Below are 24,978 nucleotides of genomic sequence, written 5' to 3' on the forward strand. Positions count from 1 at the left end.
TTTAATCGTTTTTAGCGGCATTTTTTTCAATGCATTGCCATAGTAAATCGTTGGCTGCAGAAACATTAAAACTGGCTGCCCGTAGTTTGCCTTTAGCAACCAAATCATTTCGTAAAGTTTCGTCTTTAAAAGCCAGCATCATCTTATCAGCGATATTTTTAAAAACGGCAGGATCGGTAAATAAAGCAACATCCTTACAAATTTCATTCATTAAAAGGGTATTGCTTACAATTACAGGTACGCCACATTGCATGGCTTGTACTACAGAACGATAAGAAGCGGTTTTAAATGTCGCATATACAGACACATAAGCGGCAGCAATAATTTTTACAAGTTCATCTTCAGGAAGGTTTGGTAATAATTTTACCTCGTTCCTATACTTGTATGATTGCAAACTTTTTTCAAAAAGACTACCAGGTAAATAATTGTTTGCTACAATCAGCAATTGCATATTGCTCTTTTGCCTTTTCTTAAAAAAGGAAAAAGCCTTTAATAAATTCACTAAATTATTGTCCTTGTTTAATTCTCCTGCAAATAAAAAATATTCTTTTCCGTCTGCATATTTTTCTTTGGTGCCTTCTTTTTCCGGCTGTCCAATAGGTAAAAAATTATTGATGGTTCCGTTATAAATTACCTGTACTTTATCTTCAGTAATTTTAAAATTTTTGCAAATGTCATTTTTTAAAAACTCACTTGAGGCAATAATGGTTATTGCCTTTTTTAAATACACTTCCGTTTTTTTTAAAAATACGGTGGAGCTGGCAACCGTTGGAGATTCCTGCAATATCAAACATTGTGGCACCGTGGTTTTTAAAGAACAAATGGCAGCCATATTTATAAAAATAGCAGCCTCTGTATTTTTTAGAATTCGGGGTAACCTGCAGGCATACCATAGTGCCATTCTAACATTATCACCATAGGAATTTGATTTTACTATACTGGAATTTTTTAAAGATGCCAGCGGCTCATTTTTATCAGCAGAAATTATAAAAAAATTATGTTGTGGATGACTGATGATCAATTGTTGAATACAATCCTTCAAAAAAAACCTGTCATCATACTGCCCCATTTTCGGCAATGAGTTAATATTGATTACTATGTTCATTACTGCAAAAATAGGGGTGTCAATCGGATCCTGCTAATGTACAAGCCTTTATGCTGTGCAGAAAGAGGTTGACAAAAAACTATTAATTTATTGCGCACAAAATGAAAAAATACAATAGGCTGTACTCCGTCCCATGCTTTTTGATATTACGCTAGTACATTGGAGAAGCTGCAAAACAGGACAATACCTTTCTAAAAAGATTGCTGATCTTCGTTATTTCAACACCCTCAATTTCACCGTTTCAATCCGGGTATCGCTTACGTTTAAAATGTCAAACTGGTAATTCCCTATGGTGAAGGTTTCTTTTTGTTTGGGTATTTCATTGCGGTTATGAATGATAAAACCACTCAGGGTTTCTGTGTCTTCGCTATCCGGAAAATTAAGCTCATATTTTTCGGTTATGTAATCCAGTTCCAGCCTTCCGCTAAAAATAAATTCGTTAGCGGCCAATTGTTTTTCTACAAATTCTTCAGTATCATGTTCATCACGGATATCGCCAAAAATCTCTTCGAGTAAATCTTCCATGGTTACAATGCCCGCAGTACCCCCAAATTCATCCACCACCCAGGCAATACTTTTTCTTTCCTTACTAAATTTATTCATCAGGTCTGTAGCGCTCATGCTTTCAGGAATTGCCGGAATGGGCAACAATATAGATTGAATATCCAACGGATTTTTAAAAAGGTCTAACTGGTGAACGTAACCCACTATGTTATCAATATTTTCGTCATACACCACCAGCTTGCTTAGCTTTGTTTCGATGAATGTATTTTTTACCACTTCAATATTGGTAGTAATATCTACCCCTTCAATTTCTTTGCGGGGTATCAGGCATTCCCTTATTTTAATTTCGCTCAGCGATAGCGCATTTTCAAATAATTCTTTATTGATATCGCTGGTATCTTCTTCATCATGATGTTTGCTTTGCTGCATAAAATGTTCCAGGTCAATCTTGGTAAACACTTCTTTTTTCTCATTTAGCCTTACATTAAAAATATACCTCAATATCCACTCGGCTATATTTACAAAAAAGGTAGAAGTGGCAGAAAAAGCAGCATAAAAAAATTGTACAATCCAGGCTATAAAACCATTGCTTAAAATGCTTTCGTTGGTTGCCCTGAAAAATGCTTTAAAAACAAATTCGATGAACAGTACAATAAGGGTAGATAAAATTATTTCTACCAAAAGCTTGATGTATTTCACATAATCTGCCAGGGATAAAGGTAATTTCAATTCAATATAGTGCCACAGGGGATATAAAAACTCACCTACCAGCAAGCCATACACCACCAGCACCAGGTTTACGCCTACCAGCGTTGTACCAATAAACCGGGCAGGTTTATCAGCAAATTCGCCCCAAACCCTTCCGCTGTAAGTACCCTGCTTTTTTCGTAACTCCATCGAAAGCTTGTTGGCAGATACAAACGCAATTTCTATCCCCGAAAAAAACCCAATCAGGAGTAAAGAAATAATAATGGCTATAAGTGCAATCCAATCCATAAAGTAAAAATAATAACAAACATTGATTTAAAAGAAAAATCAATTTAACTGTTGATGAATGCCCGTATAATGCGCTCTGCGTCGCTACAGGCATGCTCCAGCGTATCATTCACAATTTGTTCATCAAACTGGTCTTTAAAAGAAATTTCGTATGCTGCTTTGTTAACCCTTGCAGCCAGCGATTCTGCCGTTTCTGTACCACGGCTTTCCAAACGGGATTTTAATGCGGCTACCGATGGAGGAACAATAAATAAGCTGAGTGAAGAATTTGGATATTGCAGTTTGACATGTATGGCGCCTTTTACATCAATGTCCAGTATGGGGATTTTTCCGGCATCCCAAATGCGTTGAAGTTCGCTATTTAACGTGCCATAATATTTTCCTTCGTACACCATTTCCCATTCAGCAAATTCGTTTTGCTGAATTTTTTGTTTAAAAGCTTCCATGCTTATAAAATGATAATCTACCCCATTTTTTTCTGTGCCTCTTGGCTGCCTGGTGGCGGCTGAAACAGAAAAAGCCAGTTGCGGAAAGGTACGCATTAAATGAAGCGTTACAGATGTTTTACCTGCGCCCGATGGGGCTGTAATGATGATGATTTTATTGGGGATGGCCATTTGCAAAGAAAAGAAAACTGTACAGACTAATCAATTCTTTTTATACCGGCACCCAACGCCTGCAGCCGCAAATCAATATTTTGATATCCCCGGTCTATCTGTTCAATATTTTGTATCACGCTTTTGCCCTGAGCACTTAACGCCGCAATTAGCAAAGCCACGCCAGCCCTGATATCCGGACTACTCATTGTAATACCCCGCAGTTGTTGTTCTCTTTCAAGCCCTACTACCACAGCACGATGAGGATCGCATAAAATTATCTGTGCCCCCATATCAATCAATTTATCAACAAAAAACAAACGGCTTTCAAACATCTTCTGGTGAATGAGCACACTGCCTTTGGCCTGCGTGGCAATTACCAGAACGATGCTCAACAGATCGGGTGTAAAGCCCGGCCAGGGATGATCGTAAATAGTTAAAATGCCCCCATCCATGTATTTCTGAATCTCATATAATTCCTGCGATGGGATATGAATGTCATCCCCAATAAATTCCATATGTATGCCGAGTTGCTGAAATCTTTCAGGGATTACACCCAAATATTCCAGCCCTGCATTTTTAATGGTAATGTCGCCCTGCGTCATGGCAGCAAGACCAATAAAACTGCCTACCTCAATCATATCAGGCAACAGGCGGTGTTCGGTGCCTCCTAATTCATCTACACCTTCAATGGTGAGCATGTTGCTTGCAATGCCGCTGATGCGGGCACCCATGCGGTTCAGCATTTTGCACAGTTGCTGAAGGTACGGCTCGCAGGCTGCATTGTAAATAGTGGTAATACCCTTTGCCATTACCGCGGCCATTAAAATATTGGCGGTACCGGTTACACTTGGTTCATCCAATACGATGTGGGCGCCTGTTAATTTACCGGCCGCCAAATAAAAAAAGCCATCGGGATTGTATTCACAACCAGCACCCAGTTTTTCAAATCCAATGATATGGGTATCCAGTCTTCTTCTGCCAATTTTATCACCACCTGGTTTTGGAATATACGCTTTCTTAAAACGTGCCAGCATAGGCCCCGCAAGCATTACAGAGCCTCTTAGCTTGCCGCTTTTTTTGTGGTAAGCATCACTGTTTAAGTAATCCACATCCACATCATCTGCCTGAAAAATACAGGTATCCCTGCTTACCCTGTTAATTTTTACTTTCATTTCGCCCAGTAATTCTATCAACAGGTTTACATCAATTATGTCGGGAAGATTATTGATGGTTACTTTTTCTGCTGTAAGTAATACCGCTGAAATAATTTGCAATGCTTCGTTTTTGGCGCCTTGCGGAGTTATTTCGCCGAAAAGTTTTTTGCCGCCCGTTACTTCAAATGAACTCATAAAATATATGCTACAATGAAAATGAAAAATTCTAAAAATGAAAGTAACAATTTTAAATAAAAAACCCCGATTCAAATATTGAACCAGGGTTTTTTATTTGCGCCTGAACCAGGTAATTCTTTCTAAAATCTTTTTTTAAAATTCCGGGTGTTATTATTCCTGTTGTCTCCACCACCTGGCCTGTTATTACCACCGCTACCAGCTCTATTTCCACCTCCGGTATTTCCCCCCCTATTATCTCTTCCTGCGTTGGTGTTATTATTTCTGGCACTAAAATTTTTGCGGTATCCATTGCTGGCACCACGGGCCGGATAATCATCCGTCCTGTTATCTACCCGGTGTTTCACAAACGGGCGATTATTAAACTCCAGTTGACCATCTGTCATGCTTTGCAGTTCGGTCTGTATGTTATCATCATGCACCAGTTCTTTATGCCAGTTACTGTAAGTAAGCTTCATGTAGTAGGCAATTGCATTGGCAAAACCCTGGCGTTTTTCCGGATTTTCTTCTTTCAAAGCCTTATTGATAACTATTTCAATATTTTTACCCAGGTGGTTAAACTTAGGGTATCTTTTTGGATAAGGTAATGGCTCTGGTTTCGCCTTTAATGTTTCCCTGGTGGGGATCGGGTAAGGACTATCCACCTCTAATTTAAAATCACTGATCAAAAATAAATGATCCCATAATTTATGACGGAAATCTTCCACATTTTTTAAATGCGGGTTTAAAAATCCCATCAGTTCAATAAGGCTCATAGCATTGCGCTGACGCTTTTCCTTGTCCTCAATGGTCAGCACATAATCAACCATTTTTTGTATATGTCGGCCATACTCCCGCATCGTTAAATAACTACGTGTGGTATTGTATTCCATGTTCTCTACGTTCATCATATAGGCAAATGTACTAAAAACTGCTGCATGCAGCAATTAATGAATGTTTTTCTTATCATAAAAATATTGTGGGCAAAAAAAATTACCTGCCTTAAAATAAAAGGCTCTGAAGTAAGAAATGGGGGTAAACTTAAAGAATGATTAATTTCTATCTTACAATAGTTAAATAGCTGTTATGGCTGTTTTTTACTGATAAAAAACATCCTGCAAAAAACAAAAGCTCCCAATGCGCCGGTGCTATCGGCCAGCCAGTCCATTAAATCATACGTTCTTCCTTCTGCCCAGTATTTCTGCATCAGTTCGGTGCAATAGCCGAATACACTTGTTAGTAAAGCGATGATGATAAAATAGCGGATCTTTTTTTTGCTGTCAATGTTGGTTTTGTAAAATGGCCAGCAAAATAAAACAGCGAGCAAACCAAAGATACCTACATGCACAAATTTGTCGAAGTTGATCTTAAATAAAAATTCTGACTCAGGTAATTCTTTTCCGGGTATCATAACAAGTGTTAATACCACGCCCAGCCAAATGATACCCGGAATAAATTTTTTAACCGAAACTTTATTTTCTGCTTGCATTAATTACAAAAAAATTACTGAATTTAAATAATATATGGATAAATAAAATCCAAACTTTAAAATTACCCTACCAGAGATGTATAATTTTCTGCACTCATTAGTGCTGCCACATCGCTCACATTATCAACAGTCATTTTAATCATCCAGCCTTCGCCATAAGGATCAGTATTAACCAGTTCAGGCTGGGCTTCCAGCGCAGGATTGATTTCAATAATTATTCCGGAAACCGGTAAAAAAAGGTCACTGACGGTTTTAACGGCTTCTACAGTGCCAAATATTTCTTCTGCTGCAAGGGTTTTTCCTTTTGTTGCAATATCCACGTACACAATATCACCCAATTCGCCCTGTGCAAAATCTGTAATACCAATGGTGGCGATATTATTGTCTAAAGCAATCCACTCATGGTCTTTTGTATACCGGAGATTTGAAGGAACATTCATGATGTATAATTTAGGTGTAAAAAATTTACTGATGTCTGATATTTTAAACTGATACTTTCAGTTTTTTGCTTTCAGCCGCAAATTAACTTATTTTTCATCTTCTTTCATCACTTCCATTTTCATACTGATATTAGTTAGGGGCCGGTTATTGTTATCTGTTTGCGATAGGGCAATTTCATCCACTATTTCCATACCGGTTTCTACCTCTCCAAAAACGGTATAGTTCATATCTAACTTAGGGGTACCGCCGTTCATTGCGTAGGTCATGCGTTTTGAAGGAGAAAAATAAATGCCCTTCTCTGCTTCAATCATATCCAGTTCAGTGTTACTGTATTTCTTTCCCTGCACAATATAAAACTGGCAACCGCTGCTGGCTTTTTGTGGGTTATTGTCTCTTGCGGCAGCCAATGCACCCTTTTTGTGGTAAAGGGTAGAGTCGAATTCAGCAGGTATTTTATAGCCAACATCTCCATTACCGAGCAAAATTCCTGGTGCAGCATTTTTACTGTTGGGGTCGCCACCCTGTATCATAAAACCACTAACGATGCGGTGAAAAAGTAAGCTGTCGTAAAAATGGGCATTCACCAATTTTACAAAATTATCCCGGTGCTTAGGAGTTTTGTCTGATAACCTTACTATAATCTCGCCCAGGCTGGTAGTGATTTTAATGCGTACAGGAGCTGTTATTTTTTCTGTGTCAGCCACACTTTCTTTTACAACAACATTACTTATTATTGTATGAACCGGTAGCTTTTTTACAGGTTTTTTAATTCCTTGTGCCTGCAATAAATAAACAGGCATACACAAGATTAATGGCAAAATAAACTTAAAAAATGGTTGCATTCTTAATCTTCTTTTTTAAAAATCTGCCCAAAGTAAAGCAAAACATGGTCTTTTAAAAAATTCTCCTGCTCGTACATATTGAATTCCGGCAAAGGCTTTAATTGTTTAAAGTGCGGCCAACCTTCTTCATCCAATCCCTCCATAACATAATAACCGCTTTGTGACAATAAGGTGCAAACCGCAATGTGCATCAGGTCTTGCTTTTGTTCTTTGGTGTACACCTGTTTGGCGGTACCCAGTTCCTGTACACCAATCAAAAACAATATGCCATCCATATCTGGCTTAATGCCAAATTTTTCCTTTAGTTTAATGCGAAGCTTTAGCCACCTAACCTGTAAATCTTCTTTTGCATGGTCCATCTGGCAAAGATAATTTAATAAGGAAGATGGAACACGCCAGCCTGAAAGTTTCATTTCGGATGAAGCTAGGTGGGCTAAAACAGCTGTAAAAGAAGGAGGATACCAATGACAGATTTTTAATAACTAATAAAAAATATTACATAGTAATTATAAATTTATATAGATAAGAAAAAAAGCAATGGATAGATTTTTAATGATAGAGAACAAATAATTTGAAACAGCTTTCAATTAATTATTTGAAACAGCAAAATCAAAATGTGTGAAAATCTGCTTCATCAGCGTTCTCTGTGTTCTATCTTTGGAAAAAATTTATTTAAAATGTTACAGATTAGTTTTATTCGTCAAAATACAGACCTGGTAAAAGAGCGGTTAAGTGTAAAGCACTTTGACGATTTATTGTTGGTGGATAAAGTAGTGAAAATAGATGAGCAGGTACGTAAACTTAAAGTTGAAAGTGAAACTTTACAAGCCGATTTAAATGCGGCCAGTAAAGCCATCGGGTTGCTGATGGGCAAAGGTGAAAAGGAAGCTGCCGAACAAAAAAAACAGGAGGTTATACAGCATAAATCTACCCTGCAGCAATTAAATGATCAGCTAAATATTGCTGAAAGAGAACTGCATGATTCCATGATTAAATTTCCCAATCTGCCGCATACATCTGTTCCAAAAGGTAAAAGCCCGGAAGAAAATGAAGTGGTAAAAGAAGGTGGCATAAAACCTTCATTGCCTGAAAATGCTTTGCCACATTGGGATTTAATAAAAAAATACGATCTGGTTGATTTTGAAACAGGAACCAAAATAACCGGCAGTGGATTTCCATTGTACAAAGGCAAAGGAGCTAAACTGCAACGGGCATTAATACAATATTTTTTAGATTATAATACTGCTGCGGGTTACACAGAATATTTACCACCATTGATGGTAAATGAAGCCAGTGCGTATGGTACCGGCCAGTTGCCCGATAAAGAGGGCCAGATGTATCATGCAACAGCAGATGGTTTATATTTAATACCAACCGCCGAAGTACCCGTAACAAATATTTACCGGGATGAGATAGTAAAGGAAACAGAGCTACCCATTAAAATGACGGCGTACACTCCCTGCTTTAGAAGAGAAGCTGGTAGTTTTGGCAGTGATGTACGTGGTTTAAACAGGGTTCACCAATTTGATAAAGTAGAAATTATACAACTGGTGCATCCTGATACAAGTTACGATGTGCTGGAAGCGATGGTAACCCATGTAGAAAGGCTGTTAAATCATCTTCAGTTACCATACAGGATACTGCGTTTATGCGGTGGTGACATGAGCTTTACCAGCGCCCTCACCTACGATTTTGAAGTGTTTAGTGCAGCCCAACAAAAATGGCTTGAGGTGAGTTCTGTAAGCAATTTTGAAACATATCAAACCAACCGGATGAAGATACGCTATAAAAATGCGGACGGGAAAATACAACTGTTACATTCTTTAAATGGCTCTTCATTGGCACTGCCGAGGGTCGTTGCATGCCTGCTGGAAAATAATCAAACCGAAACTGGTATTAACCTCCCTAAAGTTTTGCACTCATATTTCGGCGCCCCCCTTATTTGATTTTATTTAACAGATATATTGCAGCGAATGAGCCCACGGGTGGCTCAATAGTTGCGTATACTTTATAATAATCTAAGCTTGCTCTATGAAAATTTTTTTACTTGCTATTACTTTTTTTGCCGGCATCAGTGCTGCTGCACAAATTTCAAAAGGTTCGCATTTTTTGGGTGGAGATGTAGGCTTTTCTCATCTGACTATAAATCAAATAATCCGAGCGACCACTCCTTCTACCCAAAATATTCTTCTTTTAATTTAAGCCCGTCTTTTGCTTGCGTTGTAAGGGATAATGTCGTTTTAGGAGTCCGGCTTGTTTTTTCTTCTTACAATTATGATTACAATCAAAACCCGCCACTTATTCATAATAATGTAAAAAATATTGGCGCATCAATCTATGTGCGCAAATACCTGCCGTTGGCGAAAGCCTTCTTTGTTTTTGCGGATGCCAGCCTGGGCGGACAGTCAAATTACAGGAAAGATTTAAACAATGGTATCCCGGATTATTTTCACACAGTAAAAGGTTACTCTATTAGTGCGATGATTTACCCTGGCGTATCTTATCAAATAACTAAATGCCTTTTTCTTGAAATGGCTTTAAACAATCTCGTTACTTTAGGCTACACAAGAACAAATACAGAGCAACAGGGGAGAATGTACCAAACTACAAAGGGGTAAATAATAATTTTAGTTTTTCTTCCAGTCTGGGCAGCGTTGTGCCGATATAGATTGGCATGCGATGGTTGATTGCTAAAAAATAAAAATTGAAAGTAGGCTACATGTTTAGCCCAGTTCTATTTTAAGTAACCATTTAATGTAGCTAATTGAAACCTGTTAAAATATAGTATAGAAGACTAAAAATATTAAAGGAGCGTTAAACCAGCACGTATTAAATCAGTCAATAGCAACTGACTTAAATTAGACATATGCCTTTATCCAACCGTTTAAAAAATCAACATCTTTTATGGCGGGCCGGTTTTGGCCCAACGGCTGAAAATGCTGCCAGCCTCGATAATATTACTTCAAAACAATTGTGGCAACTTTTGTTAACCACCTCTGCAAAGCCACTGGAAAAAATAGAAGTAGCGAATAATTTAACGGATGGTTTGGTAACAGGGATGCGGGATGTAGCGCAGATGGAAAAACTTACAAAAGATGAAAAACGGGCCTTACAAAAGCAATCCAGGGAAGATCTTAAAAGCTTAAACCTTCGCTGGCTGGATGAAATGATCAACAGCCAGGCACAGCTGAGGGAAAAGATGAGTTTATTCTGGCATGGGCATTTTGCATGCAGGGTGGTCAATATTTATTATCAGCAACAATTACTGGATATAATTAGAAGCAATGCTTTCGGAAAATTCAGTGACATGTTAAGATCGGTAAGTAAAAGCCCGGCCATGTTACAATTTTTAAACAACCGGCAAAACAAAAAGCAACATCCCAACGAAAATTTTGCCCGCGAAGTAATGGAACTGTTTACCATGGGCCGCGGTAACTATACAGAAAATGATGTAAAGGAAGCTGCCCGGGCCTTTACAGGATGGGGTTTTAATCAGCAGGGTGAATTTTTATTCCGGCCTTTTCAACATGATACTGGCAGTAAAGTTTTTTTAGGTAAGGCCGGCAATTTTAACGGTGATGATATTATTAATATTTTACTGGAACAAAAACAAACGGCTTACTTTATTACAAAAAAGATATACCGCTATTTTGTAAATGAAAAAACAAATGAAGTAAAAATTACGTGGCTTGCCAACCGGTTGTATGAAAGTGGGTATGATATCAAAAAACTGATGACAGATGTTTTTACCAGCGATTGGTTTTATGAAGAAAAAAATATCGGCACAAAAATAAAATCACCAGTAGAATTGATTGCAGGTATCCGCAGGTTGTTACCAATGGACATGCAAAATAATAATGCCCAATTACTATTTCAAAGGGCACTTGGACAGATCCTTTTTTATCCGCCCAACGTGGCAGGATGGCCAGGAGGGAAAAGCTGGATAGATAGCAGCACACTAATGTTGCGCTTGCGCATTCCACAAATTTTAACAACAGATGAAGCCATCAATATTCGCCCCAAAAGCGATGATGATGTTATGATGGGTCAAATGATGGACGACAAAGTAACCGCCCGGGTAAACAAAGCTTATGCGGCAAAAACCGGTACGGTAACTGTTAATTGGGAAGCGGTAGCCGCTATATTTAAAGGAGTGCCACGGGAAAATTTGCAGGATAATATTGCGAAAACTATTCTGCAAAGCAACAGTAAACTGAGTACTGTTTTACTAGCAAAATATCTCAACAATGAAAGCAGGGAAAACTTTATAAAAAGTGCTATAATAAATTTGATGAGCACACCGGAGTATCAGTTGTGTTGAAGGCAACCTCCAACTGCCCGAAGGAGGAAAGACAGCGCAAGATGATTTGAATATGCTTACAGGTTTAAATATTATTTTAAAGATTAAATAAGGAGGGGTTTATTATGCTTATTAAACGCAGACATTTTTTACAGGTTGGTTCACTGGCTACAGCATCTTTAATGTTACCTAAATTTTTAAAAGCTTTTGAAAAGCCAGCGATGGTGCCTGCTGGTAATAAGGTGGTGGTGGTGGTACAGTTTAGTGGTGGCAATGATGGACTGAATACTGTAATTCCCATTACCAATGATATCTACTACAAGGAAAGACCTAAGCTGGGTATTACCAAAACCAATGCTGTACAACTAACAGATGAAGTAGGGTTGAACCCAGCATTGGCGGGCTTTCAAGAGCTGTTCAACGATGGTAGCCTGGGCATACTAAATAATGTAGGTTACCCCAATCCCGACCGCTCTCATTTTAGAAGTATGGACATTTGGCAAACCGCCAGTAATAGCAATGAATATGTAAGCACGGGTTGGATTGGCCGTTACTTAGATGCGCAATGTAAGGGTTGTGACAAGCCAACGCAGGCTTTGGAAATTGATGATATTTTAAGCCTTGCATTAAAAGGAAATAATACCAACGGACTGGCTTTTAAAGATCCGCGAAGATTGTACAGCACCAGCAACGAAAAATATTTTAAAGACCTGAGTGCAGACCATCACACGGGTGAAGAAACGGTAGACTATCTCTACAAAACAATGAGTGAAACACTCAGCAGTGCCGATTATATTTTTCAGCAAAGTAAAGTACATCCAACGGCTGAAACCTACCCTGCTACTGCATTGGGTAAAGATCTTAAAACAATTGCTTCATTGATCATGAGCGATATCAACACCAAAGTATATTATGTTTCTTTGGGAAGTTTTGATACACATGTTAACCAGGAAAATCAACAAAAAAGATTATTTACTGAATTGAATGATGCTGTAAAAGCATTTACAAGCGACCTGAAAAAGAACAACCTTTTTGAGGATGTATTGATGATGACCTTTAGCGAATTTGGCCGGCGGGTAACGCAGAATGCCAGTGGCGGAACCGATCATGGAACGGCCAATAATATGTTTTTTATTAGTGGTGGTTTAAAACAAAAAGGCATACTCAATGCCATGCCTGACCTCGCCGATTTAAACGAAGGCGATTTAAAACACACCGTAGATTTTAAAAATGTGTATGCCACTGTTTTAAATAAATGGCTTGGCGCAGATGATTCCCTTATTCTTGGCACAAAGAACAGGTATTTAGATTTTTTATAAAACAATTTTTGGCCCGGCAAATACAGCAGCTATGTGCAGCTGCAGTGGCGTCGCACACGTGTACATTTAAACTTCGTGCTGCTCTTTATAATCCTGTTTACAATATTTAATTGTTGAGTGAGCTGTTATTCCATTTCTATCTCAGCTTTCTTCATAGCTGTTTTATATAACATCCAGCCCATCAGTCCAAATAAAAAAGCGCCCAATAAATAATAACCGTTTTCACTCAATATTTTTATCAGCCAACTTTGTAAACTTATTTTTTCCATACTGTTGGCAATGGCTTCATTTACACTTAAAAAAGCAAATATTACCCCCATCAAAGATCCACCTGCTACCAAACCGGTAGCAAATAAATTGCCTGTTTGTAAATCTTCTTCTCCGTCTTTTAATTGCGTAAGCTGTTTTGCTTTTACTTTGTCAACCAAACCACGAATGGCTCCTCCAATAAAAATTGGTAAGGTTGTAGACAAAGGAAGATAAACACCTACGGCAAAATTCAACGATTTAATACCACACAATTCCATCACCAACGCCAGGGCCGCACCCACCAATACAAAATTCCAATCAAGGTTAAAAGATAAAATACCTTTTATTAAAGTGGCCATCAATGTTGCCTGTGGGGCATTATATTTGGTGCCGATGGCGTGGGTAATTCCCTGCGCTGCCATCGCTGTGGAAGGCGTATCTAAAACTTTTATAGTAATGCCGATAACGATAGAGGAAACAATGGCGCCAACAAAAAGTGCCAGTTGCTGATATTTTGGGGTAGAGCCAACAAGATAGCCTGTTTTTAAATCCTGCGAAGTGGCACCCGCATTAGCTGCGGCAATACAAACCATGCCGCCTACTACCAGTGCCATTGGTTCGTAAGATTGTCCTGTCCAGCCTACGGCAACAAAAATTAAACAGGTAATCATTACGGTAGCAATTGTCATTCCTGAAATAGGATTATTAGAGGAGCCGATAATCCCCACAATCCTGGAAGAAACCGTAACAAAAAATGCCCCGAAAATAATCACCAAAATTCCGACCAACGCTTTATTTAAAATGTTATTGCCAGGAATAATAGGTAATACAGCCATAAAAACTACCAATGCGATACTGCCAAATAAAACAATCTTTATACTGAGGTCTTTATCAGTCCGGCTAACGGCTCCTTCCGTTTTATTTTTTACAGATGCAATGCTTTCTTTAAAAGAGGAGATGATGGTAGGAATAGTTTTTATCAACGTAATCATTCCACCTGCTGCCACGGCACCGGCACCAATTTGCCGGATATAGGCCCGGTAAATGGCATCGGCTTTATTGGCAAAAGTTTGGGTAACTGGATTCCAGCTTCCTGAATTCTGACTGGCTTTTGTAATATCTGCCAACAGTCCTAATTTTATCTGTTGCAGCGCAATCATCTGGTCTGGAATTAGAGAAGACAATAAAGGAATCAACACCAGCCAGCTTAACATGCCACCCGCCACCAAAATGCCGGCAATTCTAAAACCTATAATATATCCAACACCCAAATATTCCGGAGTAATATCAGCTGCTACTGTTGCGGAGGGAAAAATTTTATTGGTTACTTTTGTGGCAAACGAAGATGTTTCTGAAATGAGTTTAAACCCTCTTTGAAAAATGGCATATACAAAGGCAACACCCAATCCATAAAAAGCAGTTTTTGCCACAGCCCCTCCTTTTTCTCCTGCTTTTAAAACAGACGCACAGGCAGTTCCCTCGGGATAAGGAAGGGTGTCATGTTCTTTTACAATCAAGGAACGGCGAAGCGGAATCATCATCAGTGTACCCAACAAACCACCAAAAATTGCCAATACCAAAATAATCACATAATCAAAATAATGAACGGAGTCTTTGGCTGTTAAAAATAAGAAGCCCGGTAAGGTAAACACTACACCAGATGCAATACTTTCGCCTGCCGATCCAGTTGTTTGAATGATATTATTTTCGAGAATGGTAGTTTTGAATAACCTTTTGCCCAATGTAATTGCCAGCACAGCTATCGGGATAGAAGCAGAAACAGTAAGCCCTGCATTGAGTGCCAGGTAAACATTGGCAGCGCCAAATAAAATTCCAAAAATACTTCCCATCACCAATGCCTTTACAGTAAACTCTTTCATGTTGGTGTCTGCACTAACAAAGGGTTTAAATATTTTCTTCTCTATCATGATGGCAGCAGTTTTTTTTACAAAAAATAACCGGCATCTGCAAAACCGGTTACGTAGTAATTAAAATTTAATGATTCTATCATTTGATCATAGCTAACGGCCTATTCAATTTGTGCAGTAGCTTCATCAACAACTTTTGATAATCTTTTCGTAAGTGGAAATATAAAGAAGCAGGCTACAATGGCTGCCACGGCGCTGATTGCAAAGAAAAAAGCTTTATTATCAAACTGATCCCAGAAGCCGGCTAAAATTCCTGATATTTTCCCCCCCAGTGAAGTAGTAATAAACCATCCACCCATCATTAGCGAAGTAAACCGCCTGGGTGCTACTTTTGATACCAGCGATAAACCCACCGGGCTCATAAATAATTCGCTGATAGTGAATACACCATAGCTGGCAAATATCCATCCTGAAGAAACTTTGTTTAAATAGATATTGGTTGAAAGGCAGGCGAACACCATTACAAGCGATGACAAGCCGGCGATTAAAGTTCCCCAGGCAAATTTTTCCGGTGTGGAAGGCTCTTTGCCTCTTGCCCTTAAAAATCCGAAAAGACCGACAATAACAGGCGTTAATAAAATGATCCAGAACGGGTTGATGGATTGGTAAATTTCTGTTGACACCAATTTGAGATCCTGGCCCTGCGGTGGCCATTTATCTTTGGGTAAATTTTTAAAATACGGGTTTATTCCAAGGCCTGTAATTACCTTTCCATCCGTGCCCAAACTGGTTCTAAACTGATTGTCAATTACAGGAACTTCATGTGGATTGGTGTTTACTTTTTCTAAAAAAGCAAAAGGCGTTAATAGTTTTTCTGCGGCAGGTGGCGTTTCCCGGTTAGTGTAGGTTTCGGCCCAAATGGTAAGGGCAGTAGAGTTCTGGTTATAAATATTCCAGAAAATAATGGCTACTCCAAATAAGGTAAGCAATGTGCCAATGCGCCTTTTATCCAGGCCTTTACATCTTGCCCAAATACTAAAATAAAAGATAATAATAGGAACGCAGGCAAAAATAAATGCGTCGTTGGAATCGGAGCCAATAATATTACCGGGAATAAACCAGCCAATGGCACCGGCAATGATCGCAGGCACAAAAACATACAATACAATTTTCGACATGGGCATGTCTTCCTTTTGAACCGGATTCATAATATCGCCCTGCTTTACATATTTCTGGCCAAACGCAAACCAAATTAAAGCAATAATCATTCCCACGCCGGCTGCCATAAAAGCATAGCCCCAGTTATAATTATTTCTTAAGTAGGCCGCAACAAAATTGCAGATAAAGGCACCAATATTTACCCCCATATAAAAAATATTATAGGCAATGTCTTTTTTGGGTTTTAATTCTTTTGTATTATAAATATTGCCCAGCAGGGTACTGATATTGGGTTTAAAAAAACCATTGCCCACAATAACACAACCAAGGCCGGCAAACAATAAGCTGTTACTACCCGGAATGCCGAGTATCAGATATCCCAACGCCATTAAACCGCCTCCAATAAAAATTGATTTGCGGTATCCTAAATACCGGTCAGCGAGCAGACCTCCTAAAAAAGGTGTGAGATAAACCAACGCAACATAAGTACCTACTACATCAATGGATAAAGCATTGTCCATTCCCCTGCCGCCTTTATCAGTAGCCCGCAGAAACAAAGGCAAAATACCTATCATTAAATAAAATCCAAATCTTTCCCACATTTCTGTAAAGAACAATACGTACAAGCCACGTGGATGTTTGGCTGAAACGGGTTTTTCAATCATAGTATATTTTTTAGGTGCTGCTGATAAATATAGTTCATCCCTCCAAAGTAGTAATTTTCTTTTAAGTACGGCTAACCATTCTGCTATTTCTTAAAAACAACGGGAGTATACTTTTTAAAAAATTTATGGTTAACTGTGGTGGCTGCTTTAAATTCGCAGACCGAAGAAGTTGTTTAATAAAGATTTCCAGAAAGCTTTATAATCTTAAGAGTGGCCGGTGATGACATCCGCCACGTGGGTCTGCCAGGAGTGGTTGCAGCCTGTACGGCAGGTATCAGCTTAAGATGAGCAAATGAAAATTCTATTTTTTAACAACTTCAAAGATATTTTTAATAAAAAATAACCCATGAACATATTATTAGTAGGCGGCGGCGGACGGGAGCATACACTGGCGTGGAAAATTAATAAAAGTACCTTATGCGACCACCTGTTTATTGCCCCTGGAAATGCAGGCACTTCCCCATTTGGAACCAATATTCCACTTGCTGTAAATGACTTTGAAGGCCTGGCTGCTTTTTGTATAAAAAATATAGTTGCCATGCTGATAGTGGGCCCCGAAGAACCATTGGTAAAAGGAATTTATGATTATTTTAAAAACCGGGAAGACACTGCTCACATACAGGTGATTGGGCCATCCAAAGAAGCGGCGCAGCTGGAAGGAAGTAAGGCATTTGCCAAAGCATTCATGGAAAGGCATAACATTCCAACGGCTGCTTACAAAGAATTTGACACCAGCACTTACGATGCCGGCATTCAATACATCCGCAACCACCCGTTGCCAATAGTATTAAAAGCAGATGGACTGGCAGCAGGTAAAGGGGTAATTATTTGTAATAACCACATTGAAGCATTGGCCGAATTTCAGTTGATGATTCAAAATTCTAAATTTGGTGAAGCCGGAAAAAGAGTGGTAATAGAACAATTCCTGGATGGCATTGAAGTAAGTGTTTTTGTGTTAACAGATGGAAAAAATTTTGTGATATTACCGGAAGCAAAAGATTATAAAAAAATTGGCATTGGAGATACAGGACCCAATACAGGCGGCATGGGTGCCGTTAGCCCGGTGCCTTTTGCAGATGCAGCTTATATGGAAATTGTTACCCAAAAAATTATTAAACCCACCATTGAAGGGTTACAAAAAGAGTCGCTGGATTACAAAGGATTTATTTTTATCGGGTTAATAAATGTACAGGGAGAGCCATTTGTAATAGAATACAATTGCCGCCTGGGAGATCCTGAAACAGAAGTAATCATTCCAAGAATTGAAAACGATCTGGTGGAAATTTTATCTGCTACGGCAGAGCAACGTTTAAATGAAATCAACATTTGTATCAGCAAACAATATGCAGTAACAGTAATGGCTGTTAGCGGCGGTTATCCCAATGAACACGAAACCGGTAAAGTTATTACAGGCCTTACGGATACTGTGCTGGAAGGTACCGTCATTTTTCATGCAGGTACAAAGCAGCAAGGCGATAAGGTACTTACCAATGGTGGGCGTGTTTTAGCCGTTACTTCTTTTGGTGAAAGCCTCGCTGAAGCCGCAGAGCAGTCTAATTATATGCTGGAACAAATTCATTTTGACGGTATGTATTACCGGGAAGATATTGGCTTTGAATTCAGGTGATTGACAATGCAGGCAAAATTATTATCTGAGTAAAACTGAACTTTTAAACCAGCGGGTTACCTGCCTTATTGATTGACTGGACAAATTAGCAGAGCGCTTTTCCGAGGAGGTTTTCATGATTGTCTGATCATTAAAATCTTTCTTTAATTTATTGAAAAATAAAGTATTTGTCATTGTTAATTCAAATAAATTAGTTCAACTTTGCCTTCATTATCTTACATCCTTTTTCTCTATAACAAATTATGGGTCTTTTTAACTTTTTCACTCAGGAAATCGCCATGGATTTGGGCACGGCAAATACCCTGATAATCTTTAATGACGAAGTGGTCGTAAACGAACCTTCCATTGTTGCCCTTGACAGAAACAATCCTAAAAATATTTTAGCGGTGGGTAAAAAGGCATTAATGATGCACGAAAAAACCCATGAAAGCATACGTACCGTACGTCCTTTAAAAGATGGCGTAATTGCCGATTTTAATGCGGCAGAATTAATGATACGGGAAATGATAAAAATGATCTATCCCAAAAAACCGTTGTTTGCCCCAAGCTGGCGGATGATGATTTGCATACCCAGCAGTATTACCGAAGTTGAAAAGCGTGCAGTAAGAGACAGTGCTGAACAGGCTGGTGCCAAAGAAGTATATCTTTTACATGAGCCAATGGCTGCAGCATTGGGTATTGGTATTGATGTGGAAGAACCAGTAGGCAATATGATTATTGATATTGGCGGTGGCACTACGGGCATTACCGTAATTGCGTTGGCTGGTATCGTTTGTGATCAAAGCATTCGTATTGCCGGTGATGAATTTACAGCAGATATTATGGAGGCACTTCGCCGTTACCATAGTTTACTCATTGGCGAACGTACCGCAGAACAGATAAAGATACAGGTTGGCGCTGCCATGAAAGATCTTGAAAATCCACCAGATGATATTCCTGTAAATGGCCGTGATCTTGTTACGGGTATTCCCAAGCAGGTGATGGTTAGTTTTCAGGAAGTAGCAGAAGCATTGGATAAAAGTATTTTTAAAATAGAAGAAGCCATCTTAAAGGCATTGGAAACTACCCCACCGGAACTGGCTGCAGATATCTACCGGCGTGGTTTATACCTTACCGGTGGCGGCGCTTTGTTGCGGGGTTTGGATAAGCGCATTGCCGCAAAAATAAAATTGCCGGTACATGTTGCGGACGATCCATTGAAAAGCGTGGTGAGAGGTACGGGTATTGCGTTGAAAAATTACGATAAATATCCTTTTGTAATGCGCTGATTTAACTTCCCTTTTTGCTGGATTATTTATAACCGTTCGTGAGTTTAAGTTCTTTTGTTTTGAAAACTGTGCTACATATCATATACTCAAATTGCTCTCCCGCCGAGAGATTTGGAGGAATGCTTCATGCGTAATATCTTTCTTTTCATCCGCAGGTATTTTAATTTTATTGTCTTCCTGGTGCTGCAGGGGTTTTGTATTTATTTAATAGTGCATTACAACCGCTACCATAATGCTAGAGCTTCTGTGTATATGAATGAAGTTACCGGCAGGGTAAATGAGCAATATACCAAACTGGATGATTTTTTTGCACTAAAAAAAAAGAATCTGGAACTTCAGCGACAGAATGAACGCCTTCTCAATTTAATGAAAGAAAACTTTGCGATACCTGACACAAGTACTAAAGTAGTAACTGATTCTATCCCCTACGATACGCTGGGTCATCATCGCAAGTGGGCATACCAGGCGGCCAAAGTAGTTTCAAATTCAGTATCTACACAAAATAATTTTATCGTCTTAGGCAGGGGCACTGCACAGCAGGTAAAAAAAGATGAAGGTGTTATAGATGCCAATAACGGTGTAATTGGTATTGTAACAGATGTTAGCGAAAATTATGCGGTAGTAATGAGCCTGCTGCACAAAGACAGCCGGATAAATGCAATACTAAAAAACGATCCGCAGGGCGGAGGTACCATTATTTGGGACGGAAAAGAACCCAATTATCTTTCCATGATCAATGTAAGAAAAAGTGTAAAAGTAGCCAAAGGCGATACCGTATTTACCAGTGGCATCACTACTACGTTTCCGTATGGCTTAATGATTGGTACCGTAGAAGAGGTGATGCCTGAAAAGAGTACTAATAATTACATCATCAAAATAAAATCCACTGCTAATTTCTATAATCTTCAATACGTGTATGCCATTGAAAATTACCAAAGGGAGGAAATTAATAAGTTAGTGGAAAAAGCAAAAACAAAGATCAATAATTAACTGTCCGGGCAGCAACTATGAGTACACTGGTTAAAAATATCCTGCGGTTTATTTTACTGATACTGGTACAGTTTTTTGTACTGGACAGGGTACACCTTAGCTATATGGCAACTCCCTACATTTATATTTTATTTATTTTCTGGATGCCATTTAAGTTTAGCCGTACCCTGCAAATGATACTGGCATTTTTACTGGGTTATGCATTGGATAGTTTCCACCATAACCCAGGCTTTCACGCAGCCGCCTGTGTGCTGATTGCTTATGTACGACCTTTCGTAATTAACTTTATGATACCACATGAGGGTGCCGAAACCAATTACGAAGAACCCTCTTTAAAAAGCATGGGTGGCTTTATCCCCTACATGATATATGCCGGGGTATTAACCCTGCTGCACAATACCTGGTTGTTTTTGCTGGAGGCCCTGCAGTTTGGAAATTATTGGGAGTTCATTATAAAAACATTGTTTTCAACACTCATCAGCCTGGTATTAATTGTTATTGCAGAATTGCTGTTTTCAAGAAAACAAAAATTCAGAACTAACACAGTGTAATGGCTTATTTTTTAAAGTCTTATTTTATTTAGCCCAACTATAGTTTAAATTTGGTAAGTGTATCGATACTGAAATATAATAAACAACAAATTAAACCATAAAAATTGTCCGTCTTTAACCAATCCCGCCAAAATGTAATCCGCTTAATTTTTGCCTTTATGTTTGTTATTATCATTGCAAGGCTTTTTTCGCTGCAGATAGTTTCATCCAAATACAAAATAATGGCCGACGATCAGGGTAAATTCAGAAAGGTAGTTTATCCGGACAGAGGCATTGTATACGACCGTCACAATAAAGTGCTGCTGCAAAATACAATCATTTCCGATTTGATGCTTTCGCCCAATAAATTAAAAGGCGTTGATACTTTTGCGTTGTGCAAAATTTTACAAATTGATACAGCACAGTTTAAAAAAAGAGTTGTGGATTTGATTGTTAAAAATGGCAGAACCAGGCCATCTGTTTTTGAAGCTTTATTAAGCGAAGCAAAAATGGCTATGCTTAATGAAGTATTGTACAAATTTGCACCGGCATTTTATCTGCAGGAGCGGTCTGTGAGAAGTTATCCTTATGATGCGGCGGCCAATGTGCTGGGTTATACCGCAGAAGTAGATAACAATTTTTTAAAAAGACATAAAGAGGAAGGATATGTTTCCGGGGATTACGCCGGTATGACGGGGATAGAACGCAGTTATGAAAAAGTACTGATGGGCGAAAGAGGTATTGAATACTGGAAACGGGATAATAAAAACCGCCTGACTGAAAAATTAGAAAATGGCAAGTTTGATACGGCAGCTATCGCAGGTCAAAATATGCATACTTCCATTGATATTGACTTGCAGGAATTGGGTGAAAAGCTGATGCAAAATAAATTAGGTTCAATTGTGGCAATTGATCCCAGAACGGGTGGTATATTGGCAATGGTAAGTGCGCCAACTTACAAGCCAAAATTTCTTTCAGGCAGCGAAAGAAGAAAGCATTTTTCCGAACTCTTTCTTAATCCGGCTTTACCGTTATTAAATAGAACGGTGGGTGCAACTTATTCTCCCGGTTCTACTTTTAAAACATTGCAGGCATTGGTAGGTTTGCACGAAGGCGTGATTAATACGCATTTTAAAGTTGTCTGTACCGGAGCTTTTTATGGTTGTGGTACCAGCAGACCAATGAAGTGTTTAGACAAGGGCGTATTTGACTTGCGGGGCGCCATCACTATATCAGACAACACCTATTTTGCCACCGTAATGCAAAAGGTAATTAATAATCCAAAATATCCAACAATTGATAGCAGCCTTGCAAGCTGGGACAGGTATATGTATGCTTTTGGACTTGGGCATAGATTAGGAGTAGACGTACCTTCGGAAAAAAGGGGCAATATTCCAACGCCGGCTCATTTTGACAAAGCTTACGGCGATGGAAAATGGAACTATTGTAACTTTCGTTCTGTAAGCATTGGACAGGGTGAGGTAAACGTAACGCCTTTGCAGGTAGCCAATGAGATGGCATATCTTGCCAATAAAGGCTGGTATAAAATACCGCATGTGGTTGATTCTATTGAAGGAGGTGATAAATTTGGTTTGCTAAAAGCTTTTACTCAAGAACACAATGCAATTGATATTCCAGATAGCGTTTTTGATGCGGTACATGACGGTATGGAGGGGGTAGTTGAGAGAGGTACCGGCGTAGGAGCCAAAGTAGAAGGTATTACCATTTGTGGAAAAACAGGTACGGTTGAAAATTATATTGGATCAGTCAAGCAACCTAACCATGCGTTCTTTTGCGGCTTCGCACCAAGGGATAATCCCCGTATCGCCATAATGTGTGTTGTGGAAAACAGCGGTCATTTTGGAGGAACTTATGCAGCGCCTATTGTTGGTTTGATGATTGAAAAATATTTAAAAGATTCCGTTACCGGTACGGCAAGGCTGGCACAAATTGAACAGTTGTCTAACCTTAATTTGATACCCGCCCGTATTTATGCTGCTTTAAAAACACAGGACTCGCTGCGTCATTTGAAAGATTCAGCTTACCTGGTTGCAAAAGGCTATCTAAAAGGGATAAAGGATACCATTGGGCTGGAACAGGACGATGAATCAGATTTACTGGAAAAAATAAAGGAAGATACTGATACAACCATCGAAAAAGAATTGCCTAAAAAAGATAGTAATAATGACCGCCCTGTAATAAAAACAGAAGCTGTTTTACCCAACGGAAAAAGAAAACCGGAACTCAAAGACACTGTAAAAAATTAAAACTACTTTTTTAAAATGTATCAGAAAAGTCCGGAAATAGGAAAAGGCGTGGATTGGATATTGATATGGCTGTATGCCATACTGGTGGCTATTGGCCTGCTATGTATTTTTTCTGTAGAATACCGCAGTGGCGATGGTGTTTTGCAAAGTTTTTTAGGATTTAAAAAAAATTACAGCAAACAATTTTTTTACTTCGGAGCCTGCGTAGTACTGGCTGTTTTAATTTTATTAACTGATAGCAAATTCTTTACTGCAACGGCTAATTTATCATACCTGACAGGGATAGCTTTAATACTGGCTACTTTTGTTGTTGGTAAAGAAATAAAAGGCTCTAAAAGCTGGATACCACTAGGCTTTATGAATTTGCAGCCAGTGGAATTGTGTAAAATATTTACTTCGCTGGCACTGGCAAAATTTCTGTCAATGACAGAAACAAATTTTAGTAAGCCACCAGCTCAACTGGTAGCTGCGGCTATTTCTTTTACACCTGCTGCCTTATCAATTTTACAGGGTGAAACGGGTCTTGCGTTGGTATATTTTTCTTTTCTCATCCCCATGTACCGCGAAGGACTGCCCCCGGGATATTTGATATTTGGGGCTTCGATGGCGGTATTGCTCGTTGCTTCACTGCTGTTAAGTACCAAAACTTTACTGATTACATTTACGGTTTGGGGTGCTCTGGCGCTCTTTATAAATAAAAGGCAAATCAGGCGTAACAATAGATTGTTGTTGATGATTGCAGGCTGCTGGGCTTTTTGTATTTTATTTGTGGGGGTGATAGTACCTTTTACATTTAAACATGTATTTAAAAAATACCAGGCCGACCGGATATTTAGTATGGTGGGTGTTGACAATCCATTTGTAAATAAAAATACAGGAGAGATTATTAGTACTGCCGATGAAAAAGCAAAACAGAAAAAAAATAATCAGCAGAATTACAATGTGAAGCAATCAAAAATTGCCATCGGTTCCGGTGGTTTGGCTGGTAAAGGATTTCTAAAAGGAACGCAAACCGAGGGCGATTTTGTACCGGAACAACATACCGATTTTATATTTACGTCTGTAGGTGAAAATTTTGGTTTTTGGGGCAGTAGTTTGCTGATGCTGATTTACCTGGGTTTAATTTTACGCATTGTAACTATTGCAGAGCGGCAGCGAAGCACTTTTAGCAGAGTGTATGCCTATAGCGTTGCAAGCATTTTCTTTTTCCATGTGGCAGTAAACATTTCTGTTACCATCGGGCTGGCTCCGGTTATTGGCATTACATTACCCTTATTAAGTTATGGCGGGTCATCATTACTATCGTTTACCATTTTACTTTTTATACTGATAAGGCTGGATGCAGACAGGCAAATGGTGTTGAGATAAGGTTAACCAATTTAATACAGACATTTATTTAAATAATTACTCCTTTAATTTTGGAGTCTAAAATT

Annotated in this window: 22 protein-coding genes; 11 read left to right on the plus strand and 11 right to left on the minus strand. The window is 38.9% G+C overall.

The annotated features are described in order from the left end of the window. Window position 1 precedes the first annotated feature (1 nt). From H7254_RS03675 to H7254_RS03715, 9 genes are all read right to left on the minus strand, one after another. Window positions 2-1,105, minus strand: a complete 1,104-nt coding sequence (locus H7254_RS03675; protein WP_301931696.1) for a glycosyltransferase — start codon at window positions 1,103-1,105, stop codon at window positions 2-4. A gap of 213 nt (window positions 1,106-1,318) precedes the next feature. Beyond that, complete coding sequence (locus H7254_RS03680) at window positions 1,319-2,605, minus strand: hemolysin family protein (protein WP_301931697.1); 1,287 nt, start codon at window positions 2,603-2,605, stop codon at window positions 1,319-1,321. Window positions 2,606-2,649: 44 nt separating this feature from the next. Then, window positions 2,650-3,222 (minus strand): guanylate kinase, encoded by a 573-nt coding sequence (gmk, locus tag H7254_RS03685; protein ID WP_301931698.1) that lies wholly within the window; start codon window positions 3,220-3,222, stop codon window positions 2,650-2,652. Between the two features lie 26 nt (window positions 3,223-3,248). After that, window positions 3,249-4,553, minus strand: coding sequence for a UDP-N-acetylglucosamine 1-carboxyvinyltransferase (murA, locus tag H7254_RS03690; protein WP_301931699.1), 1,305 nt, complete (start codon window positions 4,551-4,553; stop codon window positions 3,249-3,251). Window positions 4,554-4,675: 122 nt separating this feature from the next. Continuing rightward, window positions 4,676-5,443 (minus strand): DUF4290 domain-containing protein, encoded by a 768-nt coding sequence (locus tag H7254_RS03695; RefSeq protein ID WP_301931700.1) that lies wholly within the window; start codon window positions 5,441-5,443, stop codon window positions 4,676-4,678. A 173-nt stretch (window positions 5,444-5,616) separates the two neighbouring features. Beyond that, entirely contained in the window at window positions 5,617-6,021 is a 405-nt protein-coding gene (locus H7254_RS03700) for a VanZ family protein (RefSeq protein ID WP_301931701.1), read from the minus strand. Between the two features lie 62 nt (window positions 6,022-6,083). Then, window positions 6,084-6,461: a glycine cleavage system protein GcvH gene (gene gcvH, locus H7254_RS03705; RefSeq protein WP_301931702.1), complete on the minus strand. Its 378-nt coding sequence runs from the start codon at window positions 6,459-6,461 to the stop codon at window positions 6,084-6,086. Between the two features lie 87 nt (window positions 6,462-6,548). Further along, window positions 6,549-7,262, minus strand: coding sequence for a peptidylprolyl isomerase (locus H7254_RS03710; protein WP_301931703.1), 714 nt, complete (start codon window positions 7,260-7,262; stop codon window positions 6,549-6,551). Between the two features lie 44 nt (window positions 7,263-7,306). Then, window positions 7,307-7,717 (minus strand): hypothetical protein, encoded by a 411-nt coding sequence (locus H7254_RS03715; RefSeq protein WP_301931704.1) that lies wholly within the window; start codon window positions 7,715-7,717, stop codon window positions 7,307-7,309. Between the two features lie 264 nt (window positions 7,718-7,981). On the opposite strand from H7254_RS03715, the gene serS reads away from it, so the two are divergent. The 5 genes from serS (at window position 7,982) to H7254_RS03740 (ending at window position 12,923) form a co-directional block, all read left to right on the plus strand. Then, on the plus strand, window positions 7,982-9,250 hold the full coding sequence (gene serS / locus H7254_RS03720) for a serine--tRNA ligase (RefSeq protein WP_301931705.1): 1,269 nt from the start codon (window positions 7,982-7,984) through the stop codon (window positions 9,248-9,250). An 85-nt stretch (window positions 9,251-9,335) separates the two neighbouring features. Then, window positions 9,336-9,506 (plus strand): hypothetical protein, encoded by a 171-nt coding sequence (locus tag H7254_RS03725; protein ID WP_301931706.1) that lies wholly within the window; start codon window positions 9,336-9,338, stop codon window positions 9,504-9,506. Between the two features lie 155 nt (window positions 9,507-9,661). After that, window positions 9,662-9,922: a hypothetical protein gene (locus H7254_RS03730; protein ID WP_301931707.1), complete on the plus strand. Its 261-nt coding sequence runs from the start codon at window positions 9,662-9,664 to the stop codon at window positions 9,920-9,922. A 248-nt stretch (window positions 9,923-10,170) separates the two neighbouring features. Beyond that, the gene (locus tag H7254_RS03735; protein WP_301931708.1) at window positions 10,171-11,625 is read left to right on the plus strand and encodes a DUF1800 family protein; all 1,455 of its coding nucleotides are present in this window, start codon (window positions 10,171-10,173) and stop codon (window positions 11,623-11,625) included. A 104-nt stretch (window positions 11,626-11,729) separates the two neighbouring features. After that, window positions 11,730-12,923: a DUF1501 domain-containing protein gene (locus H7254_RS03740; protein WP_301931709.1), complete on the plus strand. Its 1,194-nt coding sequence runs from the start codon at window positions 11,730-11,732 to the stop codon at window positions 12,921-12,923. 125 nt (window positions 12,924-13,048) lie between these two features. Here the strand turns inward: H7254_RS03740 and H7254_RS03745 are convergent, their stop codons facing one another. Both H7254_RS03745 and H7254_RS03750 read right to left on the minus strand, forming a co-directional pair. Beyond that, window positions 13,049-15,100: an OPT family oligopeptide transporter gene (locus tag H7254_RS03745; RefSeq protein ID WP_301931710.1), complete on the minus strand. Its 2,052-nt coding sequence runs from the start codon at window positions 15,098-15,100 to the stop codon at window positions 13,049-13,051. A gap of 101 nt (window positions 15,101-15,201) precedes the next feature. Further along, a complete protein-coding gene (locus tag H7254_RS03750) occupies window positions 15,202-16,863 on the minus strand; it encodes a peptide MFS transporter (protein WP_301931711.1) in 1,662 nt (553 codons plus the stop codon). 346 nt (window positions 16,864-17,209) lie between these two features. Here H7254_RS03750 and purD point away from each other — a divergent pair, with 346 nt between their 5' ends. The 6 genes from purD (at window position 17,210) to rodA (ending at window position 24,913) form a co-directional block, all read left to right on the plus strand. Next, complete coding sequence (gene purD, locus H7254_RS03755) at window positions 17,210-18,490, plus strand: phosphoribosylamine--glycine ligase (protein ID WP_301931712.1); 1,281 nt, start codon at window positions 17,210-17,212, stop codon at window positions 18,488-18,490. Window positions 18,491-18,732: 242 nt separating this feature from the next. Beyond that, window positions 18,733-19,758, plus strand: a complete 1,026-nt coding sequence (locus H7254_RS03760; RefSeq protein ID WP_290339851.1) for a rod shape-determining protein — start codon at window positions 18,733-18,735, stop codon at window positions 19,756-19,758. 126 nt (window positions 19,759-19,884) lie between these two features. Beyond that, window positions 19,885-20,748 (plus strand): rod shape-determining protein MreC, encoded by an 864-nt coding sequence (gene mreC, locus H7254_RS03765; RefSeq protein ID WP_301931713.1) that lies wholly within the window; start codon window positions 19,885-19,887, stop codon window positions 20,746-20,748. Between the two features lie 17 nt (window positions 20,749-20,765). Further along, a complete protein-coding gene (gene mreD / locus H7254_RS03770; RefSeq protein WP_301931714.1) occupies window positions 20,766-21,299 on the plus strand; it encodes a rod shape-determining protein MreD in 534 nt (177 codons plus the stop codon). 158 nt (window positions 21,300-21,457) lie between these two features. Continuing rightward, window positions 21,458-23,545 (plus strand): penicillin-binding protein 2, encoded by a 2,088-nt coding sequence (locus H7254_RS03775; protein ID WP_301931715.1) that lies wholly within the window; start codon window positions 21,458-21,460, stop codon window positions 23,543-23,545. 15 nt (window positions 23,546-23,560) lie between these two features. Then, window positions 23,561-24,913 carry a rod shape-determining protein RodA gene (rodA, locus tag H7254_RS03780; protein ID WP_301931716.1) on the plus strand — a complete coding sequence of 451 codons (1,353 nt, stop codon included), beginning with the start codon at window positions 23,561-23,563 and terminating at the stop codon, window positions 24,911-24,913. The last annotated feature ends 65 nt before the right edge of the window (window positions 24,914-24,978 follow it).

Source organism: Ferruginibacter sp. (genome assembly GCF_014377975.1).
Classification (GTDB): Bacteria; Bacteroidota; Bacteroidia; order Chitinophagales; family Chitinophagaceae; genus Ferruginibacter.

Excerpts from the sequence above, each read along its gene's own strand:
- H7254_RS03735 (WP_301931708.1), top strand. The coding sequence starts at position 10,171 with ATGCCTTTATCCAACCGTTTAAAAAATCAACATCTTTTATGGCGGGCC.
- H7254_RS03745 (WP_301931710.1), bottom strand. The coding sequence starts at position 15,100 with ATGATAGAGAAGAAAATATTTAAACCCTTTGTTAGTGCAGACACCAAC.
- H7254_RS03715 (WP_301931704.1), bottom strand. The coding sequence starts at position 7,717 with ATGAAACTTTCAGGCTGGCGTGTTCCATCTTCCTTATTAAATTATCTT.
- gmk (WP_301931698.1), bottom strand. The coding sequence starts at position 3,222 with ATGGCCATCCCCAATAAAATCATCATCATTACAGCCCCATCGGGCGCA.
- H7254_RS03760 (WP_290339851.1), top strand. The coding sequence starts at position 18,733 with ATGGGTCTTTTTAACTTTTTCACTCAGGAAATCGCCATGGATTTGGGC.
- H7254_RS03725 (WP_301931706.1), top strand. The coding sequence starts at position 9,336 with ATGAAAATTTTTTTACTTGCTATTACTTTTTTTGCCGGCATCAGTGCT.
- mreC (WP_301931713.1), top strand. The coding sequence starts at position 19,885 with ATGCGTAATATCTTTCTTTTCATCCGCAGGTATTTTAATTTTATTGTC.
- H7254_RS03675 (WP_301931696.1), bottom strand. The coding sequence starts at position 1,105 with ATGAACATAGTAATCAATATTAACTCATTGCCGAAAATGGGGCAGTAT.
- H7254_RS03710 (WP_301931703.1), bottom strand. The coding sequence starts at position 7,262 with ATGCCTGTTTATTTATTGCAGGCACAAGGAATTAAAAAACCTGTAAAA.
- H7254_RS03740 (WP_301931709.1), top strand. The coding sequence starts at position 11,730 with ATGCTTATTAAACGCAGACATTTTTTACAGGTTGGTTCACTGGCTACA.
- H7254_RS03775 (WP_301931715.1), top strand. The coding sequence starts at position 21,458 with ATGTTTGTTATTATCATTGCAAGGCTTTTTTCGCTGCAGATAGTTTCA.
- H7254_RS03750 (WP_301931711.1), bottom strand. The coding sequence starts at position 16,863 with ATGATTGAAAAACCCGTTTCAGCCAAACATCCACGTGGCTTGTACGTA.
- mreD (WP_301931714.1), top strand. The coding sequence starts at position 20,766 with ATGAGTACACTGGTTAAAAATATCCTGCGGTTTATTTTACTGATACTG.
- H7254_RS03680 (WP_301931697.1), bottom strand. The coding sequence starts at position 2,605 with ATGGATTGGATTGCACTTATAGCCATTATTATTTCTTTACTCCTGATT.
- H7254_RS03695 (WP_301931700.1), bottom strand. The coding sequence starts at position 5,443 with ATGATGAACGTAGAGAACATGGAATACAATACCACACGTAGTTATTTA.
- gcvH (WP_301931702.1), bottom strand. The coding sequence starts at position 6,461 with ATGAATGTTCCTTCAAATCTCCGGTATACAAAAGACCATGAGTGGATT.
- serS (WP_301931705.1), top strand. The coding sequence starts at position 7,982 with ATGTTACAGATTAGTTTTATTCGTCAAAATACAGACCTGGTAAAAGAG.
- purD (WP_301931712.1), top strand. The coding sequence starts at position 17,210 with ATGAACATATTATTAGTAGGCGGCGGCGGACGGGAGCATACACTGGCG.
- H7254_RS03700 (WP_301931701.1), bottom strand. The coding sequence starts at position 6,021 with ATGCAAGCAGAAAATAAAGTTTCGGTTAAAAAATTTATTCCGGGTATC.
- rodA (WP_301931716.1), top strand. The coding sequence starts at position 23,561 with ATGTATCAGAAAAGTCCGGAAATAGGAAAAGGCGTGGATTGGATATTG.
- murA (WP_301931699.1), bottom strand. The coding sequence starts at position 4,553 with ATGAGTTCATTTGAAGTAACGGGCGGCAAAAAACTTTTCGGCGAAATA.